Here is an 18,625-nt window from a genome sequence, read left to right on the forward strand (position 1 = left end):
GTAAAGGCCGTATCCGCCACCGGGCCACAGGCTCGCCGTGGCGCGCGTGCCGATTCAGCCGCGGAGGCGGCGCTCGATGTGATGGCCGTTTCGCTGGGCCGAGCGCTGGCGCAGGAGACCCGCATGCTCAATGTCTCGCCAGGGGTGCGTCCGCAGGGACACGAGGCCGGGCCGTATCCGCGATAGTGCCGGGAGGCCGGCCAGCGAGGAAGTGGCGCAGCGGCCTTCGCTTAAAATGACGCGATCTCATTCACCGCACACCAGCCTCCCTGCCGTCATGGACCAGCGTAAGCGCATTACCCTCAAGGACCTGGCGGCGAAGGCGGAAGTCCATTACTCCACCGTGTCCCGGGTGATGAACCCAGCCACGCGGCACCTGGTCGCCGACGATGTGGCGGAGCGCATCCTGCGCATGGCCGACGATCTCGGCTTCAGGCCGAATCGCATTGCGGCCGGCCTGCGCACCAGGCGTTCCGGGCTGGTCGGCGTGGTGCTGCCGGATATTTCCAATCCTGTCTTCGCGCCGATCCTGGCCGGGCTCGAAGGCGTGCTCGCCTCGCAGGGCTATGTGCCCATCGTGGTCAATGTCGGCGCCGACAAGGCCCGGCAGCGCTTCATCATCGACCAGATGATGGGCCGCCAGGTCGATGGCCTGATCCTGGCGACGGCCGAGCGCGAGGATCCCGTGTTGGACTATTGCGTCAGGCAGAGCATCCCGGTGGTGATGGTCAACCGCGGCGAAGATCTCGGCAGGGTGCCCTGCGTGGTCAGCGACAACACGGTCGGGATGCGGCTGGCCGTCGATCATCTCGTGACGCTGGGCCATCGGCGCATCGGCCATATCGCGGGGCCGGACTCTCTGTCCACCGGCCACCAGCGCAAGCAGGGCTTTATCTCGGCGGTGCGGCGGCACAAGCTGCGCAAAGGCGAATGGCTGATCGTGGAGGCCGCGAACTACGGCCGCGAAGCGGGCCGCGAGGCCTGCCGCGCACTGCTCGGGCAGTCGCCCGGCCTGACCGCGATCGCCGCCGGCAACGACCTGCTGGCGCTGGGCTGCTACGACCATTTCCGCGAGGAGGGGATCGCCTGCCCCGGCGGTATCTCCGTGGTGGGCCACAACGATATGCCTTTCGTGGATGCGCTCACGCCTGCGCTCACCACCGTCCGGATTGCTGTTCACGAGATGGGCGCGCGGGCCGCCATCCTGCTGCTGGCGCGCATTGCGGACGCGGGCGCCGAGGTTGCCAGCGTGGTGCTGTGCCCGCAGCTGATCGTCAGAGGCTCGACCGCACCGCCCGCGGACTGAGCGCGCAACCGGCTTTCGATGCCGGATGCTTCCGGGGTGGATTTCATGCGGCAAGGTCCCATTGTCCCAAACGCCCCTGCGCAGGCGCGCTCCAGGCAACAGCCCTCATCTTCCGGGAATCGCGCCCGGGGTCAACTACACATTCTTGTAGTCGGCGCATCCTTGATTTCTTTCCTTGCCCGCTCATAATGCAAACGTTTGCATAACCTTGGTGACCATTCCCGCATGCCGGTGGTGTCATGCGAGAGGGACAGAATCGCACCGCTGCCGGGGCGGGTGCATCGATCGGGGGCAGGAGAGACGATGGGGATGCTGCAGTCGATATGCCAGCCATGCGGAGATACCTTCGGCGCGCAAGCCGCGGCGTATTTCGGCATCCAGTCAGCGCCGGAACTGGCGAGCCTGAGCGCGTCGCACCGCTCGGAAGTCGCGGTTGCCCATGTTCGCAGCGGACCGCAGCATGAGGGTCGCAAGCGCGTGGTGCCGGCTGCCGAGGCATTTGTGGTGGCGATGCATCTCGAGGCGTCGCTCCATCACGAACTGTGGCGCGGCGATAAGCCGCTGCTGCGGCAAGGCTATGCGCGCGACGCCGTGCTGATTGTCGATCTGGAGGACGAGGTCTCCGTCCACGTTGGAGCGCCGCTGGATTGCCTGCTGTTCCATGTGCCGCGCATGGCGCTGGACGATTACGCGGATGAATGCAATGCCAGGCCGATCCACCGGCTCGCGTGCGCCGCCGGGCATACCGATCCGACCCTGGCACATCTGGCGCGGGCGCTCCTGCCATCCCTCGCGCTGCCCGCGCAGTGTCAGCCGCGCTTCGTGGATACGGTACTGCTGGCGGTGCTGGCGCACCTCGCGCATACCTATGGCGGCCTGACGGTGCGGGCGGAAGCCAGGAGGGGGGCGCTGTCCGATGCGCAGGAGCACCGCGCCAAGGAGTATCTGGCTGCCGCCAGCGCGCAGCCGGTGTCGCTGGACGAGGTGGCGCAGGCCTGCGGCTTGTCGCGCGGCCATTTTGCCAAGGCCTTCAAGGAGAAGGCCGGCGTGACGCCGCACCGCTGGCTGCAGCGGTACCGCGTCGACCGAGCCAAGGCGTTGATGGCAGAGCAGGAGGAGATGTCGCTGGCGCAGGTTGCCGTGGAAGCCGGCTTTGCCGACCAGAGCCACCTGACGCGTGTGTTTGGCCGCTTCGTCGGCATCCCGCCGGGCACCTGGCGGCGCGAGCGCCGGTCCTAGCCGCCGGGGCGGGTTCGCATCGACTCGCTGCCGGCTGGCGAAAGCCGCTTATGATTGAGGTTTGGGCTCGTCGCCCGACCGTGCCCTACCTTGCCGTATGGCGGCCCGCCGCAGGAGTGAAGCCTTCCCATCATGAGTTCGCCGGATCTCTCGCTTGGCGCCGCGATCCCCGCCGACGCCCCATCCGCCCTGGCCACGCTGCTTGGCGATATCGATCGCGCCCAGGATATCGACGGCCTGGCCGGAGCCGTTTGCACGGCAGCGCGGCTGCTCGGGTTCAACCATTTCTATTTGCGCTACAAGGGGCCGCCCGGCTCGGCGCCGCCCCAGCCGGCTTCGCTGACCAGCCTGCCGGGCGGTGCCAGCCTGGCACCGGAAGCGCACGGCGAAGCATTGGCGGCGCTGGTGGTCAAGGCGCGCGATTCGCTGGTGCCGGTGGTGTGCAGCAGCGGCCAGCCGCTGCTGCTGCCGGCCAGCGACAGCGTGGCGCGGGCCGAGCTGGACCGGCGCCTGACCGCGGCCATCGCCTTTTCCGCCAGCATGCCCAGCCGCGAGGTGGGAACGTTGGCACTGCTGTCGCTCGACGGCATGCCGGGTGACGATGAGGCCGCCATTTGCCGGGCGCGCCTGTTCGGCCCGGCGCTTACGCAGTCCGTGCTGGACCGCTTCTGCGCGCTCGTGCGCGGACCTTCCGTACCGGAGGCGGCGCTGACCGCGCGAGAGCTGGAAGTGCTGCGCTGGGTAGCGCAAGGCAAGACGTCCTGGGAGGCCGGGCAGATCCTTGGCATCTCCGAGCATGGCATTTCCCATCATATGCGCAACGTGATGCGCAAGCTGGGCGTGGGCAACCGGCTGCAGGCCGTGCGTACGGCGATTGCGATGGGGTTGCTGCCGGGGTAGCGGTGATGGCGCGCTGCCATGCGCGCATCTGGGCGATGCCGGCTTCCGCCTGTGGCAGCAGCCTGGTGTCACGCCAGGAAGAGCGCATGCATCTTATCGATCGATTCCGGTCCATATGCTACGACGCCGACAGGTACTGCGTAGTCGATCGCTTCGATGATCCTTCCCGCCCAGACCGGGCTGAATCCTCCGCAGAGTTCGATCAGCTGTATGCCGTCGGCGACCAGTTCCTGTGCGGCGGCGATGCCTTCCGATGGGTGCGAGATGCCGATGACTTTCATTGAGAATTTTTCGGTGCCCTGGGGTTGGACAAAGTTGTCTCCGGTGACGATGAATCCGAATTTGGTTAGCGCCATGTCGTTCTCCTTTTTGGCGATTCGATTCGATGAACGTGTTCGATGCTCGATGTACGTTGGCGTGTCTGATTCTTGCAATTGAGGATAAGATCGTCAAAGACTATTTTGGCGTGTTCTCAGTCATTTCAGGTCTTGGATTCTTTTTTCGGCGAGCAGTCCGGCGTGCAGGACGAGGCCGTGCGCCTGGCGCGACAGGCGGTGCAACTGACCATCAACGAGTACAAGGCGGGCGCCGTTCCCTATACCAGTGTCGTTACCGCGCAAGCCACCGCGCTGGGCAACGAACAGGCCGCACTGACCATACGCGAGAACCGGCTGATCGCCAGCGTCGCGCTGATCGAGGCCTTCGGCGGCGGCTGGCATGTCTCGCAATTGCCGGGAGACAAGGCAATGTCGTCTACCGCTTCGCACGCAGGGCCATAGCACCTGGGTAACGAGCAACGGCAGACGGGTAACGCGGACACGATCCGCATCGGAGGAACTGAAAATGAACGACCATCTCCCGGACTGCCTCACTGCGCAGCACCTGCAGCTCTTTGGCGCCATCGTCCAGTGGTTCGCGCGATACGAATTGCTGATGCAGGAGATCATGGCGGCGCTCTGCGGCACGGATGCCGCGGCAGTGATGCTGCTCACGCGCCGCCTTGATTTCGGCGGAAAGCGGGCAACGCTGCTCGACCTGCTGCGCCAGCGCAGGATTCCGATGGATCAGTTCGACCGGATCTGCGCCTACTTGCTGATACCGCATACGTATGCGCCATTGCGGCACGATGTCGCGCACTCTGCGTGGACATCCAGTCAGCATTCCGGCGCGGTCCAGCCGAACTGGATCATCGGACTTCCATCGGGCATCACGCCGCTGCAGGACGATTTCAATGCGCTGACCGAGACGTTCATCGAACGTACCGATATGGAATTCAATTACACCATCGGCGATCTTAAAGAAATCGTTCGGATCCTGGCGGATAACCACGAAGCGTTATCCGATTACATTCATGAAGTTGGGATGGTCAGGATTTCCAGAACATAGATTGTGCATGGGTGTGGCCGCCTGGCGGGGATTATTCGTTTTTTCAGAACAGAGCGTTCCGCGTGCTGAACGCCGCCATGGCTTTTCAACGCCGGGTATTTTTGCCAAAATCGCACACTGATACCAGTGTTACCCAGCGGGGCCGCGGCACGCCTGAAAAAAGGCAGCGCAAGCCTGCGCGCAAGCGGTGACTAATCCAGTGCAACCATGGGCAATGCTTCTCGACATGGGGCCGGCATACTGCAGTTTGCATTCAGGCTGATAGCTGTCTTACCCCTACCCGTGCTACAGGCGGCCGGCCGCGTGCTTGGCCGGCTGATCTACACCTTCCCCGGCAGGTACCGGCAGCGCTTGCGCGCCAACGCGTCCCTGGCCGGCTATCCGCATGCCGCATTCGCCCGCCGCTCGGCGGCGGAGGCGGGAGCCATGATCCTCGAACTGCCACGCGTGTGGTTCCGCACGCAGCAGAGCGTGGCGCGCGTGGTCACCGACGACTGGGATGTGGTCCAGGCGGCCATCGACGAGGGGCGGGGCATCCTGTTCCTGACACCGCACCTGGGATGCTTCGAGATCACCGCGCGCTATACCGCGCAGCGCCTGCCGCTGACGATCATGTTCCGGCCCCCGCGCAAGGAAATGCTGGCGCCGGTGCTGGAAACCGCCCGCCATATGTCGAGCCTGGAGGTGGTGCCCGCCGCCGCGCAGGGCGTGCGCGCCTTCGTGCGGGCGCTGCGCCATGGCAGGGCGGTCGGCCTGCTGCCCGACCAGGCGCCCAGCGTTGGCGAAGGCGTGTGGGTCCCGTTCTTCGGCCGTATGGCCTATACCATGACGTTGCCCGGAAAGCTGGCCGTGCAGACCGGCGTGCCCGTCATCCTGGCGGCAGGCGAGCGGTTGCCCAAGGGCCGGGGCTGGCGTCTGCACTACGTGCGGCTGCCGGAGCCCTTGCCGTCCGCTGCGGCGGAGCAGGCAGCGCTGCTGAACGAGGCAATGGAGGCACTGATCCGGCGATTCCCTGAGCAGTATCTCTGGAGCTATAACCGGTACAAGGTGCCGGCGGGGGCACCGCCCGTCCCATCCGCGCCACCGGCGGTGGCGGCAGCCGGGCCCGCGGCGCCACGGTCATATCTTGCTCCCGAGGGGGCCGGCGGCGACGATCCGTCGCGCTGCTGAGCATAGGCCACCGGGGTGCCGGCAGGCCATCCTGCCGCGCCAGCGGGACCGCCGGCGTCGGTGCAGGCTGGTTGAGTCCTGCCTCCCTGTGGACAATACTTGCCCATGGAGGGCCCACGCCCGGTTCGTTCCGACGTCGATTCCATGCCATGCAAGGAGACCGCCATGCTGCGCAACAGTCACGCATTTTGCGGCTATTCGATCAACGACATCGCGAAAGCCTTGGATTTCTACGGCGGCACGCTCGGCCTGGAGGTGACCCGGTCCGGGGATCTGCTGACGCTGCAGTTGGCTGGCGGCAACACCGTGCTGCTCTATCCCAAGCCCGATCACGCGCCCGCGACATTTACCGTGTTGAATTTTCCCGTGGACAGCGTGGACCGTGCCGTGGAACAGCTCGGCAAGCGCGGGGTGCGGTTCGAGATCTATGATGCCCCCGGCCTGCAGACCGACGCGCGGGGGATTTGCCGTGCAAGCGGCGGGCCGGTGATCGCCTGGTTCAAGGATCCGGCCGGCAATATTCTGTCGGTGCTCGAACCAGCTTAAGCCGCAAGCAAGAATTCGCCCAGTTATCACGGGCATAAAAAAAACCATTCCGAAGAATGGCTTTTTACACCCCGCGACATCGACACTCCGTTGATCCTGCCCCGTTTGGCTCTGTGGCCTGTGTGAGCATGCTGGAATCACGCTGCGAAGACCGGCAATCAAGTCGTTCCAGGCGGCAGGGCCGCTCCTGGTCAGCTATCAGACTTAGCAACTTATGCGCTGCGACTTGTCACGGAACGGATCATACGTATTCCCGGGGGGGCGCCGTATAGAGAGAAGCCCCTATTTCCCCTCGCTGTTCTCGCGCTAGTTTTCGCCCAGGTGTGCCTTGCCTGGCGCAGGCGCCGCTGGTCAGCCGGAGAAACGCGTTTCTCCGGGCGCGTCCTGGCGCTTTGCCACGCGTTCGCGGAGCTGCCGTTCCAGTTCGGTGATGTGCTGGTTCAGGCGAGTCTGCTTTCTGGCGTGCCGGATGGCGAGTGCCGTAAAAAGCACTGCCGTGAGGATGCAGCCAAGTTCGGCCAGCGGTATCAGGTCGGATTGCATAGTGGTCTATTGGCATCGTTGCGCCCTGAGGCGCTATTTGGCGCTGCCGGTCGCGCGGGGCGCCAGGATACGGCATGACACCGCCGGCCGCATTGGAGATAACGGCAGCGGCAGGCGAATTTTGAGAGCGCACCAAGCGCCGGCCGCGCCGCACGCAGGCGCCATTGCCCAGGGCTGGAGGCAGCCGGCATCCGCGTTTTCATCGCTGGCAGCAGCGGGCGGTGCGCTAACCCACTTTCCAATCCAGTGGACGCGGTTAGTCTCGGAACTTCGCGGGCAGGTCTGACCCACCTGTCCGCGCTTTGCGCCTCGCCTATCCCCCGGTGGGCGGGGCGTTTTTCTGCGCCGGCAGGGTGGCGTCGATGGATTCCGGTCCTATCCCCTGCCGACCGGGTCGACGTGGGTCATGACATCAGCGACGCGATGGCGCTCGATGACGCTGTAGCGGGCGGATTCCGAAATCTCATGCGCTTCGATGACGGACAGCCGGTAGTCAACCTCAAGATGCACATCCACGACGACCAGGTCGCCCGTTTTTCGCGTACGCAACTCATGTATGCCCGCTACGCCATGGACGGCGAGAAGCGTTTCCCGTATGCCCGCGACGGTGTCTTCAAGCCGGGATTACTTCTGGTCCCTTGGCGCCCCGTATCGCGCCGGTTCTTTCGGCTGGCATTCGAAGGAGGGGGCTCCACAGCCCTTCGGGTCGCCTTCGCAGCAGTGTTCCATCAGGAATCCAAGCAGTTCGTTCATCCGCTCGTACTGGGCCTGGTAGATGACATGCCGGCCTTCCTGCCGGCTGGCGATCAGGCCGGCGTTGGCAAGTTCCTTGAGGTGGAACGACAGGGTCGCCGGCGCCAGGCCCAGCGTTTCGCCGATCCGCCCGGCGTGGATGCCTTCGAGACCGGCCTGGACCAGCAGGCGGAAGATCGCCAGGCGCGATTGCTGCGCGAGTGCGGCAAGGGCTTTGACAGCGGAGTCACTGTGCATTTTGGGCGCATCTTGACAGGAAATGCGCGTATTTTCCGCCAAAAAGCGGATGAGCGCGAGTGCGAGCGGGGCACACCTGAAGAACCGGGCCCGATGCGCCTTCCGGAAGACGAGGCGCCGAGAGAACGCCGCCGCGCCTTGCCGCTTCCTTCCGCGCGGCGGGCGTGATGCCCCGGCAGCACGGTGGCGTACTCGACCCGCACGGCACGGTAGCGCGCCGAAGGGGGGAGGTCGATGCCGGACTCCGCTCCGCCGCATATGGCGATAGCGGCCTCCCGGCCGGATCAGGCGGTCAGCGGCTCGGGCCGAGCAGGTCGCTGGACGCGGCGTAGCCGTACAGTTCCAGATCGCTGTGCACGCCAAGTTTGCGCATGGCGGACATCTTCTGGGTGCTGACGGTCTTGATGCTGCGGCCCAGTTCGGCAGCGATCTGGCTGACGGACATGCCGGACAGGTAGCGCCGGATCACATTGGTTTCCCGCGGGCTCAGCAGGCCGATACGGATTCTCGCGTCAGCCGGCACGGCGACGCCTTTCAGCAGGTGCTCGATGACGGGTGACAGATACTGGCCGCCGGCGAGCGCCGTACCCAGGGCGGCCTGTATGTGAAAGGCATGGTCCCGCTTGCTGACCACGGATAGCCGCTTGCACCTGACCAGCTTGCCGATCAGCGCTGGCGTATCCAGCATGGTGATCACCACGATTGGCAGCTTGGGATAGCGCCGGCGCAGGAACAGGATCATATGCAGGCCATCGCCGCAGGCGCCTCCCGGCATCACGTAGTCCGTCAGCAGGATGTTGCACGGCCGCTGGCGCAAGAGTGCGAGGGTCTCGGTCGAGTCCCGGGCGACACCGGCTATTTCCATGCCGTTCAATTGCGCAACCAGACCCTGCAGGCCCAGCAGCGCCACGGGATGATCGTCGGCGATCACGATTTGCGCTTTGGCGGGGAGGGGGGGCGACTGCATGGGCTAACTCCGCGGGCGGCAGGCCGGACGCGCGGGCACGGGCGGCGGCCAGGATGGCTGCGCTGGCTGGATTGGCCCGATTGGCTCTGGTGAGTCGCCCTGACTCAGGCGGCTGACATCGCTCATGCCTTATCTCCTTGATCTCTGGTCCAGGCAGCATCCGGCGCGCGGCGGCCGTGGCTAACGGTATCGACTGCGGCGCGGCGTTCCGGCGAGGACATCATCGGTGGAACGCTGACTGTATCTCCAGCGCGTCGCCGCCGGGTTGCGAAATTTCCCAATCTTGCTGCGCATTGCCTTCACGTCGTCGCCCCGTGGCGCAGAGGCATGTCCGAACGCGGGCATCGCCGCAGCAAGATGCGTCGCCAGGGGCGCATGCGGTGGCGGGCCGCGCGTCGCGCCGGGTGAAAGATTTGTGTCCTCTTGGGGAATCTTCCGCAAGTTGATTCGGAGTCTTCCCGGCTTCGGTATCCATTCTGTCCTGCACACTACCGAGACTCCGCGCTGGGGTCTTGCTGCCGGGACCATGCCGATTGCTGCAACGGGTTCCGGCGCCTTGCCAGATCGCAGCGCTCAAGCCACGGATATTCGTAGAAAGAGGGAATGTGACCAAGGAAAACAGAAAGTACTTCGAGGAAGGATTGAGCGAGGACGCATTCGGCGACATCTGCGGCGCGGATACCGAGGCCTTGCGCCGGCTGCGGCTAGGCATCGCGGTCCTTGCCCGGCGAAACTTCAATGTCGTCAAGGCGGCTGCCTTCTCGGGAACGGAGGCGGGGATCTTCCTCGATCTCTTCATCGACGCCAGTCTCGATGACTGCACCATGCTCGCCGTGCAGATCCACGAGGAACTGGCGCGGCACAGCGTCAGCATATTGCCGCCCGCGCTGACGTTCGCACTGAAGCCGCTATCCTCGTTCTGCCCGGACCGGCAGCCGCAGGGCTGCCGGGGCATTACCCAAGGGTTGATGCACGAGGCGTTTCGGCTGATGCATGGCGGCAACGAGATCGACCGGCGGCTCGCGGCCTCGTGCGCCTATATCGGCGCGTATCAGGAAACCCGCCGCGTGCTGGACCTGCTGTGGCCCGTGCCGCCGAACCAGCTCATGAACCGGCACGAAGCCCTGGTATGGCGGCTGCGGCGGCATCGCTCCTTCGAGGCGCGGTTGCTGGCGGAACTGCTAAGCAGCCTGCGCCGCCTCCATGACGGCGCACAGTATGATTTCCTCACGCCGTTCGACGGCGACCGGGCCTTCATGCTCGGGGCCTTTATGGCACAATTCCGCGACCGGCTGTCCGCCTTCGAGCGGCTTCACACGCCATTCGCTTAAGACCTGCGTCGAGGATGCCCGCCCCGCAGTATTGCGCCTTCGCCGATCTGCGGGGGGAGCCAGGATCGCTTGCCGATCCATTCCGGCCGGTCGGTAGAGCCGGCACATTCCCGAGGTAGCCGCATTTCACTGGTACAGATGAGCCACCGCCCTCAACAGCATCAAGTACGAGACCTCCTCATTTCCTATTTCTGGAGTGGCGACGCCATCCGCAGTCGACGCGTGAGTGACATCGTGCTGTCAGGCACGGTCGACGTGCCTGTGCCCCCTGCGCGTCTGCTTGCCGATTGGGCAAGGGAGACATCGTCCCGCTTGATCCTGGAACCCGGGGATGTCGAGGCAATGCCTTTGGCACGAGCGCGAGCGCGCTGGCCGGACTACACGCGCTGCGTGCAGGCAGTGTCCGATTGGGCGTGCGCGCTTGGACTGCCTGGGGTGCTTGCCGCCAGTGACGTAGCCCTCATGGCCTGCCGCGGCGCGAAGTATCACCATGACGGCGAGCAATATGGCGGCGCGGCCTTTTGCAACCTCTTCCTGAGCGAGGACAGGGGGCAGGACCTGCATTTTCCCTCTTTGGGTCATCGAATTCCGCTGACCCGGGGTACGGTGGTGATATTCGATACCTGCCAGCCTCATGGCGTAATTCAACGCCGCAGCAGCGGTTTCAATGTGGCCGACTTCCCGCCCGGCCAGGATTGCACCCAACTATTCCTGACCTGGGAGCTTCCCATCGAGGATGCCCATGTTGGGCACGCGCTCAAGGTTGCCTTCGACATCGCCCCTTCGACCTCGTTGCAACTGCATGAAGAGCAAATCCGGCTGAACGGTGCAAGGGCCAGTGTGTGCCCGGATTCTGGCCGGTGGTGCCGGGCCGACTGATCGTCAGGGGCGCACCGCGTTTTTGCCCTGACAGGGCAATCAGGCTGTGTTCAGTGCGATAGGCGTGCGCAGCGAGCGCCGTTGGGCTAACGGCAACGTTTTCAGGCTTTGTATTCAAGCCCGCGATGTAGCGATGCAAAGTCAGGCGCTACTTCCAGGGCTTGGCTGAATGAGCGCTGTGGCCGAGGAGTGAGATGCTTGGTGGCGAGCAAGTTCCAGCGCGTAGATGCCTCGCTTGGCTATGCATTGCACAGGCGGGTCGATCGCTCGCACATTCGTCAATTCCCAGCAAACGTATCCGGCACACCATTGCTTGCCTTGCGAGCGAGCCTCGTCAGGTGTCCAATCGTGTACCCCCACGACGTCGACCAATGCGAGAACAACTCCGTCCGGATCTTCCTGCCCGTCTTGTCGCAAATAGACAGTGTTTTGCACCAACACGAGATCAACCAATGGGATCTTCGGGGGTGCCCAGGACCGAATTTCCACCAGCTTCCTCCCCGCCAAGATGTCCTCGACAGCGGGCTTAACAATTGACAAGGCCTGTCGCAGCATTGCAAATCATCCCTTCGATAAGTGGAGAGTTTCTCGCGGCCGCCAACTACCTCCCCGCTGGGGCAGGAATTCAGTAACGGCCCGGACAAGATTGTTGCTGATTCCAGTGGTTCTGTCGAACGGCTGAAACTGGCGAACTCGGCCGTTGACTTCGCGATAATGCTGGCCCAGCCTGGCTGCCAGGAGGAGGCCAGCAATAAGCAGCGCTCTTGCGTGGCCCGGCCAGAACGGAAGGCGCGCCAGCGCAGGCGCTGCAGTGGCCGCGGGCGCGGCGTCAGTGCGGTGCATGACCGGGCCGGGCGGCGGACGCGCGATTTACCCCGACGCTTCCCGTGCGCTTTCCTCCGTGCCCCCTTCCCCCGTATTTTCCCGTCGCTTGTTCGGAAGCTTCCTCATCTGAACGTGTGCCAGCCTCTCGCTGGCACCGGCAGCGCCTCGACGCGCGGCGGGAGCAGACGCTTGCGCACCGGGTTCTGCGGGTGGCCAGGCCTGACTGGCTCTGCGTCGCCAACGACTTTGGGAAAGTTCCTACAAGTCGTTCGGATATTTCTCGCCGGTTATCGCGTCATTTCATCACATAATTCGCGCTCCACCTTTTGGATTGTCGGTGCCGGTGCAGGCGAGTTCGTTTCGGTAGACTTGGGAGAGCGGGAGTGGCAACCATTCTGATCGTCGACGATCACCCGGCGCTGCGGCTGGTGGTCAAGACCCAGTTGTCGCAAGTGCTGGGGGTCAGCAATATCCTGGAGGCTGACAATGGACAGGCAGCCATCGAAGCCGCCAGGCAGTTCGAGCCGGATCTTGCCATTCTGGACCTGGACATTCCGCGCATCAGCGGCATGGACGTAATCCCCCGCATGAAGCTGGTCTATCCGCCGGTTCGCATCCTGGTGATTTCCGGGCAGGACCAGGCAACGTTCGCGCCGCGCGCGCGGCAGGCTGGCGCCCAGGGCTTCGTCAGCAAGATGCAGGATATGAAAGAGATCGTGCGCTGCGTCGAGGCGGTGATGGCGGGATACTCGGTATTCCCCGAGATGCGCTACGAGCGCGAGCTGCCACAGGTGACCCAGCGCGCCGACGAAGAGCGGCTCGCATTGCTGTCGGACAAGGAGATCGTCATTCTGCAGATGCTGGTCAGGGGCTTGTCGAATAAATCGATAGGCAAGCTGCTATTCATCAGCAACAAGACCGTCAGCAGCCACAAGACCCGCATCATGGCCAAGCTGCAGGTCAGTTCGCTGGTGGACCTGATCGACTTCTCGCGGCGCTGCCGCTTGTCGCCAGGCCAATAGCGGCAGCCACGGCCATGGGGCTAACCGCTAGCCCGCTGCGCGCCGGTTGACGGCGATCAGTCAACAATACGCGAATTCCGACCGAGGTAGATTCATGATCCGTGCGCTATTGGTCAGCACTACCGAGAGCGGCGTGCAGGCGTTGCAAATCAGCGGGCTGGCGGCCGTGCTTGCCGGCATGGGTTTTTCCGTCGAGCTGGCGGACGTGGCGCTGCCGCACCGCCATGCCACGCAAGCCGGGCGTCCGTGGCTGGCCATGGTCTGGCTTGCGCGAGACCACAGCGGCATGCTGTCGCGGAGCGATTTCGGCATGCCGCCGGAGAGCCTGGTGTTCGCCGTGACGCCGGCCGATGCGGGCGCGAGCGTGGAGAGCTTGGCCCGCAGCCCGGCATTCGATGCCACGCTGAGCGCGCCGGTCAATGCCAGATCGGTGGCGCAGGCGCTGGCCGGGCACGGTTTTGTTGCCCTCTCGCCTGACGAATGCGCGGCCATCGGCAGCCTGCTCGATACCCTTGCCGGCGGCGATGCGGACATCGTCAGGGATCTGGTGGACAGCCTGATCGAGACCAACCGCATCGATCTCGACAAGATGCGCGCGGCGCTGGAGGCAGGCGTGTGGCAGTGTTTCGGCAGTGGCGCGCACCGTCTCAAGGGTTCCGCCAGGATCCTGGAGTGCGCCACTATGGTGACGCTTTGCGGCTGGCTGGAGTCCATCGCCGAGTTGGACGATCTTGCCACCGCGCAAGCCTTGCTGCCGATTCTTGCCGCGACCGTCGAGCATCTCGAAGCCGTCTTGACGGCGTTGCGGCCGCCGTCGCGGACGCGGTGATCGCCGCCCGCGCGCGGCCAGAGCCGTCCGCGCAGCGGGTACCCGGCGTGCCCGGCCTAGGCTGAGGCGGCATCCCCGGGCGCGGCGCGTGCGCCGTGCAGATGCTTGCGCAAGGTGCGTTCCAGCATGGCCAGTCCCACCGGCTTCACCAGCACGTCGTTCATGCCCGCCGCCAGCGCCTGCCGGTGATCCTCGTTCTGTGCGCTCGCTGTGCAGCCGATGACCGGGATCGAGCGCAGGTCATCGCGGCGGGCACGGATCGCCCGCGCCAGGCTGAAGCCGTCCATCACCGGCATCATGCAGTCGCAGATCACCAGGTCCGGCGGCCGGCTCTGCAAGTTCCGCAAGCCCTGCTCGCCATCCACCGCCGCATCCACTGCGATGCCGAGCCGCTCCAGCTGGCGCGCCAGCAGTAGCCGGTTGGGCGCGTGGTCGTCCACCACGAGCACGCGGATGCCCGGGGGGAACAGGGTGACCCCGGCCGTGCCGTCCGTTGACACGCCAGCCTGGGGCGGGGGCGCGGCCAGATCGAAACTGAGGCGCACCAGTACCTGCGTGCCCTGGCCTGGCCGGCTTTCCAGCGTGACCTCGCCGCCCATCTTGCGCACCAGGCTTTGCGCGATCGACAGGCCCAGGCCGGTGCCTCCGGCATGCATGCGCCCGGGCGAGTCGACCTGCGTGAAGGGCCGGAACAGCGCACCGATCGCCTCGGCGGGAATCCCTATGCCGGTGTCGCTGATGACGAGATCGAGCGATTGCCTGGTTCCCCGCATGCCCGTTTCGTCCAGCCGTATGTCGACGCCGCCGCGCTCGGTAAAGCGAATGGCGTTGGAGACGAAGTTGCCGACCACCTGCTTGATGCGCAGGATGTCCAGCCTGTGCGCCTGCGCCACGGTCTCGCCCACGCTGACCTTCATGGCCAGGCCTTTCTGCGACGCCACCGGCCCGAACATCTGCGCCACCTCATGCAGGGCCTGGCGCAGGCTGGCGGCGCGCGGTTGCAGCGTGAACTTGCCGGCCTCCATTTTGGATAGGTCCAGGATGTCGTCGAGCAGTGACAGCAGCGAGGTGGCGGCGCCATGCGCCGTGTCCAGCAATTCGCGGTCGCCATGCGCGACGTGCGCGCGCGTTCGCGCCAGTTCCAGCATGCCGAGGATGGCGTTCATCGGGGTGCGTATCTCATGGCTGATCGAGGCCAGGAAGGTGGATTTGGCGCGGTTTGCCGCCTCGGCGCGGCTTTTGGCCGCGGCCAGTTCGGCCAGCATCCGCTGGTGCTCGGTCACGTCGATCCAGCCGCCGACGATGCCTGCGGGCCCGCCGTCCGCGCGCTGCAGCGGCACCACCCAGCCGATCACATTGCGCGCTTCGCCGGCGATGGTCAGCCGGCGGGCGGCGCTGAATGGCTGGCCGGTGTCGAGCACATGCCGGTAGACGGCGAGCAGGTCATCGTGGCTGATGTCGGCCTTGACAGCACCGCGCACGAAGGCCGGATCGGTGCCGGCCAGCGCGCCCCGCGTGGTGTCAAGCGCGGCTTCGAAGGCGGTGTTGCAGGTGATCATGCGGAAGCGGCTGTCGCGCAGGTAGATCGGTTGGGGTATCCCGTCCAGCACCGCCGTCTGGAAGGAGACCTGGTCCTGCAGCGCACGTTCGGCCGCGGCACGCTGGGTGACCTGGCGCCGCAGCGATGTCACCCAGGCAATAAACAGCAGGCTGACCAGCAGCAAGGTGGCCGTGCCGGCCGTCAGCCATGGCAGGAACTGGCGCCAGGCCGCTGCCTGCGGCCTGATTTCCGTCCAGTGCGCGCGCATGGCGCCGAGATCGTCGCGGGCAATGCTCAGGATGGCCTTGTCGATGATGGCCAGCAGCTCGGGATGCCGGTTGCTGACTCCCAGGCCGATTTCCAGCGGAAGGCCGCTCGCGGGCGCGGCGATCTTGAGCCTGCCCCCATAGGTTCGCTCGAGCATGTAGCCGGCCATGGAGGCGTTGGAGATAATGGCATCCGCGCGTCCGGCGGCCACCATGCGGAAGGCCTCCGCGTAGGTGGCGGTCTCGCGCTGGCTCACTGCCTGGCTGGCACGCACCAGGTCGTGGACGCCATCGAACGGGGGGCTGGCGAGGAGCTTGTCCGCGAGATCGGGCACGCTCTTGATGCTGTCGTCGCCGGCACGGGTGACAACAACCCAGTTGCCGGAGAAATAGGGCGCGCTGACGGACAGCAGGCCCTCGCTGGTAGCAGCATGGTTCAACGGCAGGACCGGCAGCACGTCCAGCGTGCCATTCTCGAGGTCGGCTTTCGTTTGCGCCTTGCTGCTTGGCCAGTAGGGCACGAAGCGTAGCCCGGTACGCTGCCCGATCAGTTGCAGCACCTGTTCGGTCAGCCCGTCCAGGCGCTGTTGTGCGTCGAGGAACTGGAAGGGGATCAAGTCGTGCGCCACCAGGTAGCGAACTTCCGGGTGGCTGGCGATCCAGCTGCGCTCGGCAGCAGAAAGATCGAGCTTGCCCGTGATATCGAACTCGAGCGAACTGGAGGTCCAGAAGGTCTCGATCTCGCGCTTGAGCGTGGCAGGCATTGCCGCCAGCGTGCGGTCGACGATCCTGCCCAGTGCGGGGTCGCCCACGGTGAACGCGATGCCATCCTGCGGCAGCGGCGCGACATTGCGCGAGGCGAGTTCGCCGTAGCGGTATTGCTCGATGAGGTAGCCGGCGGCTGTGGCATTGGTGACCACTACGAAATCCGCGTTCCGGGCAAGCTGGTCGAGCGCACCCAGCAAGTTCTCGAAAGGCTGCAGTTGCGCTTCCGGATAAGCATGGCGCAGCAGGCCGGGCGCCACTTCCCCTTTCAGGTAGCCAACGGTGCGGCCAGCGTTGTTGCGCGCGTCGTCTTTGCCGGATACGACCTCGATCAACCGGTGCTCATGGTACGGCGCGGTGCGGATGCCGCCGCCGTGGCGGTCCAGGTCGGTGGTGATCAGGTCGATGGCGCCATCCGCCAGGGCGCGCCGCGCCGCCTCATGCGAGGCATAGCCGCGGATTTGCGCCGGTACCCCGAGCCGGGCCGCTACCACGGCGAGGTAGTCGGCTGAGATGCCGCGGTAGTTGCCTTTGAGGTCGACCAGGTCGAATGGCGGCAGGTAATTGCCTACCACGCCCACGCGCAAGACCTTGCGGCCGCGGCGCCATGCGTCCAGCTCGGCATCGCCGGCGCAGTCCGCACCGGGCTGGCCGGAACTGTCCGGCTGCACCTGGGAACTCAGGGTCAGCCTGTGCCGCGGCTCTGCCGGGATGGCAGCCTGCGGCGGCACGCCATGGCACAGGGCCAGCAGCAAGGCCAGTTGGTGCCGCCATCGGGTGGCCGCCGGCATGCGCGGCCTGGCCATGGGCAGGCGGTCCGCGGGACGGCGCCGGCAAGTGCTGAAGCACATAGGGAGTTCTCGTGGAAGGAGGGCGGGCCGCTTCGCTTGCCTCTCGCTGCCCACGCGAGGGGTGGTCGCCTTGAGGCGGCGCCACGCGTCACCACGGATGGGGCAGCGGGATGTCTGGAAACGCGTGCCTTGTGCCGCAAATGTAAGTGGCGCGACGGCGGGCAAATTTGGGAAATGTCTGCAAAGCCCCCCGGCGATTTCCTCCGGCGTGTCGTGACAGTTGGCCGGGCTCGGTGGGGCAGCGCACTAGCCGGGGCGGGCCGGGATAGACGCGGCGCGCGCTCGTCAAAGCATTAAAGCGGCGCATCAGGCATAGGCAGACTGGCTATCGGGGTGCACGGCGGCACGCTATCGCTGTTCGATAGCCAAATACAATCGCTGTGTTTGTGACGATGAATTGTACAAATGGCGTCGAGACGGCCAGAATCGGGTCTTCGCTGCAACACGCGGCCACTACCCCCAGTCACCCCAGGAGCTATCGCTATGCTGCAATCCCGTGAAGGTCAACGCGTTCCCAATGTCACGTTCCGCGTCCGCGAGAACAACGAATGGAAAACGGTGACCACGGCCGACCTGTTCGAAGGCAAGACCGTCGCGCTGTTCTCGCTGCCCGGCGCGTTCACCCCGACCTGCTCGTCCACCCACCTGCCGCGCTACAACGAACTGGCGCCCGTGTTCGCCAAGCATGGCGTGGACGCCATCCTGTGCGTCTCGGTCAATGACACCTTCGTGATGAACGAATGGGCCAAGGATCAGGAATCGGAAAACATCGCCATGATCCCGGACGGCAACGGCGAATTCACCGAAGGCATGGGCATGCTGGTCGACAAGGCCGACCTGGGCTTCGGCAAGCGCAGCTGGCGCTATTCGATGCTGGTCAAGGACGGCGTGGTCGACAAGATGTTCATCGAGCCGGAAGAGCCGGGTGACCCGTTCAAGGTGTCGGACGCCGACACCATGCTTGCCTACATCGCTCCCAACGCCAAGAAGCCCGATCAGGTCGTGGTGTTTTCCAAGGTTGGCTGCTCGTTCTGCGCCAAGGCCAAGCAGATGCTGTCGGACAACGGCTTCGACTACATCGACGTGCCGCTGGAGCACAAGATCCGCGGCAAGGTGCTGGGCGCGGTGTCGGGCAACATGACCGCGCCGCAGATTTTCATCAACGGCAAGCTGATTGGCGGCGCCGAAGCGCTTGAGACCTACCTGGCCCGCTAAGCCCTTCCAGACGCAGCAACCGCTTTACCGCCGCAAGGCGCGGCGCCGGCCTGAC

At 65.2% G+C, this 18,625-nt stretch carries 19 protein-coding genes; 12 read left to right on the plus strand and 7 right to left on the minus strand.

What is annotated here, in order from left to right; genetic code table 11:
• Positions 1-277: 277 nt before the first annotated feature.
• The 3 genes from P3W85_RS24025 (at position 278) to P3W85_RS24035 (ending at position 3,445) form a co-directional block, all read left to right on the plus strand.
• On the plus strand, positions 278-1,306 hold the full coding sequence (locus P3W85_RS24025) for a LacI family DNA-binding transcriptional regulator (protein ID WP_276266612.1): 1,029 nt from the start codon (positions 278-280) through the stop codon (positions 1,304-1,306).
• 309 nt (positions 1,307-1,615) lie between these two features.
• Positions 1,616-2,545: a helix-turn-helix domain-containing protein gene (locus tag P3W85_RS24030; RefSeq protein WP_276266613.1), complete on the plus strand. Its 930-nt coding sequence runs from the start codon at positions 1,616-1,618 to the stop codon at positions 2,543-2,545.
• A 132-nt stretch (positions 2,546-2,677) separates the two neighbouring features.
• Entirely contained in the window at positions 2,678-3,445 is a 768-nt protein-coding gene (locus P3W85_RS24035) for a helix-turn-helix transcriptional regulator (protein ID WP_276266614.1), read from the plus strand.
• Positions 3,446-3,513: 68 nt separating this feature from the next.
• Here the strand turns inward: P3W85_RS24035 and P3W85_RS24040 are convergent, their stop codons facing one another.
• Positions 3,514-3,801, minus strand: a complete 288-nt coding sequence (locus tag P3W85_RS24040; protein WP_017228405.1) for a DUF6506 family protein — start codon at positions 3,799-3,801, stop codon at positions 3,514-3,516.
• Positions 3,802-3,933: 132 nt separating this feature from the next.
• On the opposite strand from P3W85_RS24040, the gene P3W85_RS24045 reads away from it, so the two are divergent.
• The 4 genes from P3W85_RS24045 to P3W85_RS24060 all read left to right on the plus strand — a co-directional run bounded on the left by P3W85_RS24045 (position 3,934) and on the right by P3W85_RS24060 (position 6,547).
• Positions 3,934-4,224 carry a TolC family protein gene (locus P3W85_RS24045; RefSeq protein WP_276266615.1) on the plus strand — a complete coding sequence of 97 codons (291 nt, stop codon included), beginning with the start codon at positions 3,934-3,936 and terminating at the stop codon, positions 4,222-4,224.
• A gap of 64 nt (positions 4,225-4,288) precedes the next feature.
• Positions 4,289-4,831, plus strand: a complete 543-nt coding sequence (locus P3W85_RS24050) for a hypothetical protein (RefSeq protein ID WP_276266616.1) — start codon at positions 4,289-4,291, stop codon at positions 4,829-4,831.
• Positions 4,832-5,038: 207 nt separating this feature from the next.
• A complete protein-coding gene (locus tag P3W85_RS24055) occupies positions 5,039-6,001 on the plus strand; it encodes a lysophospholipid acyltransferase family protein (protein WP_276266617.1) in 963 nt (320 codons plus the stop codon).
• 165 nt (positions 6,002-6,166) lie between these two features.
• The gene (locus P3W85_RS24060) at positions 6,167-6,547 is read left to right on the plus strand and encodes a VOC family protein (protein WP_017228412.1); all 381 of its coding nucleotides are present in this window, start codon (positions 6,167-6,169) and stop codon (positions 6,545-6,547) included.
• Positions 6,548-6,898: 351 nt separating this feature from the next.
• Here the strand turns inward: P3W85_RS24060 and P3W85_RS24065 are convergent, their stop codons facing one another.
• The 4 genes from P3W85_RS24065 to P3W85_RS24080 form a co-directional block, all read right to left on the minus strand.
• Positions 6,899-7,090 (minus strand): hypothetical protein, encoded by a 192-nt coding sequence (locus P3W85_RS24065; protein WP_276266618.1) that lies wholly within the window; start codon positions 7,088-7,090, stop codon positions 6,899-6,901.
• 375 nt (positions 7,091-7,465) lie between these two features.
• Entirely contained in the window at positions 7,466-7,687 is a 222-nt protein-coding gene (locus tag P3W85_RS24070; RefSeq protein WP_346430285.1) for a cation transporter dimerization domain-containing protein, read from the minus strand.
• A gap of 27 nt (positions 7,688-7,714) precedes the next feature.
• Positions 7,715-8,080, minus strand: coding sequence for an ArsR/SmtB family transcription factor (locus P3W85_RS24075; RefSeq protein WP_017228459.1), 366 nt, complete (start codon positions 8,078-8,080; stop codon positions 7,715-7,717).
• 292 nt (positions 8,081-8,372) lie between these two features.
• A complete protein-coding gene (locus P3W85_RS24080; RefSeq protein WP_276266619.1) occupies positions 8,373-9,047 on the minus strand; it encodes a response regulator transcription factor in 675 nt (224 codons plus the stop codon).
• 605 nt (positions 9,048-9,652) lie between these two features.
• On the opposite strand from P3W85_RS24080, the gene P3W85_RS24085 reads away from it, so the two are divergent.
• The gene (locus tag P3W85_RS24085) at positions 9,653-10,378 is read left to right on the plus strand and encodes a hypothetical protein (protein ID WP_276266620.1); all 726 of its coding nucleotides are present in this window, start codon (positions 9,653-9,655) and stop codon (positions 10,376-10,378) included.
• Positions 10,379-10,516: 138 nt separating this feature from the next.
• Complete coding sequence (locus P3W85_RS24090; RefSeq protein ID WP_276266621.1) at positions 10,517-11,257, plus strand: hypothetical protein; 741 nt, start codon at positions 10,517-10,519, stop codon at positions 11,255-11,257.
• 141 nt (positions 11,258-11,398) lie between these two features.
• On the opposite strand, the gene P3W85_RS24095 is transcribed toward P3W85_RS24090, so the two are convergent.
• Entirely contained in the window at positions 11,399-11,812 is a 414-nt protein-coding gene (locus tag P3W85_RS24095) for an ASCH domain-containing protein (RefSeq protein ID WP_276266622.1), read from the minus strand.
• Positions 11,813-12,465: 653 nt separating this feature from the next.
• On the opposite strand from P3W85_RS24095, the gene P3W85_RS24100 reads away from it, so the two are divergent.
• Positions 12,466-13,104 carry a response regulator transcription factor gene (locus P3W85_RS24100; protein WP_017228464.1) on the plus strand — a complete coding sequence of 213 codons (639 nt, stop codon included), beginning with the start codon at positions 12,466-12,468 and terminating at the stop codon, positions 13,102-13,104.
• A 94-nt stretch (positions 13,105-13,198) separates the two neighbouring features.
• Positions 13,199-13,933, plus strand: a complete 735-nt coding sequence (locus P3W85_RS24105) for an Hpt domain-containing protein (protein ID WP_017228465.1) — start codon at positions 13,199-13,201, stop codon at positions 13,931-13,933.
• A 56-nt stretch (positions 13,934-13,989) separates the two neighbouring features.
• Here the strand turns inward: P3W85_RS24105 and P3W85_RS24110 are convergent, their stop codons facing one another.
• Complete coding sequence (locus P3W85_RS24110; protein WP_276266623.1) at positions 13,990-17,355, minus strand: response regulator; 3,366 nt, start codon at positions 17,353-17,355, stop codon at positions 13,990-13,992.
• Between the two features lie 483 nt (positions 17,356-17,838).
• Between P3W85_RS24110 and P3W85_RS24115 the strand changes: the two genes are divergently transcribed.
• Entirely contained in the window at positions 17,839-18,570 is a 732-nt protein-coding gene (locus P3W85_RS24115) for a glutathione peroxidase (protein ID WP_276266624.1), read from the plus strand.
• The last annotated feature ends 55 nt before the right edge of the window (positions 18,571-18,625 follow it).

Source organism: Cupriavidus basilensis, from assembly GCF_029335485.1.
GTDB lineage: Bacteria > Pseudomonadota > Gammaproteobacteria > Burkholderiales > Burkholderiaceae > Cupriavidus > Cupriavidus basilensis_E.

Bases quoted from the DNA above. Each gene is read 5' to 3' on its own strand.
- P3W85_RS24050 (WP_276266616.1), top strand. From the start codon at position 4,289: ATGAACGACCATCTCCCGGACTGCCTCACTGCGCAGCACCTGCAGCTC.
- P3W85_RS24065 (WP_276266618.1), bottom strand. From the start codon at position 7,090: ATGCAATCCGACCTGATACCGCTGGCCGAACTTGGCTGCATCCTCACG.
- P3W85_RS24075 (WP_017228459.1), bottom strand. From the start codon at position 8,080: ATGCACAGTGACTCCGCTGTCAAAGCCCTTGCCGCACTCGCGCAGCAA.
- P3W85_RS24105 (WP_017228465.1), top strand. From the start codon at position 13,199: ATGATCCGTGCGCTATTGGTCAGCACTACCGAGAGCGGCGTGCAGGCG.
- P3W85_RS24080 (WP_276266619.1), bottom strand. From the start codon at position 9,047: ATGCAGTCGCCCCCCCTCCCCGCCAAAGCGCAAATCGTGATCGCCGAC.
- P3W85_RS24030 (WP_276266613.1), top strand. From the start codon at position 1,616: ATGCTGCAGTCGATATGCCAGCCATGCGGAGATACCTTCGGCGCGCAA.
- P3W85_RS24095 (WP_276266622.1), bottom strand. From the start codon at position 11,812: ATGCTGCGACAGGCCTTGTCAATTGTTAAGCCCGCTGTCGAGGACATC.
- P3W85_RS24115 (WP_276266624.1), top strand. From the start codon at position 17,839: ATGCTGCAATCCCGTGAAGGTCAACGCGTTCCCAATGTCACGTTCCGC.
- P3W85_RS24025 (WP_276266612.1), top strand. From the start codon at position 278: ATGGACCAGCGTAAGCGCATTACCCTCAAGGACCTGGCGGCGAAGGCG.
- P3W85_RS24035 (WP_276266614.1), top strand. From the start codon at position 2,678: ATGAGTTCGCCGGATCTCTCGCTTGGCGCCGCGATCCCCGCCGACGCC.
- P3W85_RS24110 (WP_276266623.1), bottom strand. From the start codon at position 17,355: ATGTGCTTCAGCACTTGCCGGCGCCGTCCCGCGGACCGCCTGCCCATG.
- P3W85_RS24055 (WP_276266617.1), top strand. From the start codon at position 5,039: ATGGGCAATGCTTCTCGACATGGGGCCGGCATACTGCAGTTTGCATTC.
- P3W85_RS24090 (WP_276266621.1), top strand. From the start codon at position 10,517: ATGAGCCACCGCCCTCAACAGCATCAAGTACGAGACCTCCTCATTTCC.
- P3W85_RS24060 (WP_017228412.1), top strand. From the start codon at position 6,167: ATGCTGCGCAACAGTCACGCATTTTGCGGCTATTCGATCAACGACATC.
- P3W85_RS24040 (WP_017228405.1), bottom strand. From the start codon at position 3,801: ATGGCGCTAACCAAATTCGGATTCATCGTCACCGGAGACAACTTTGTC.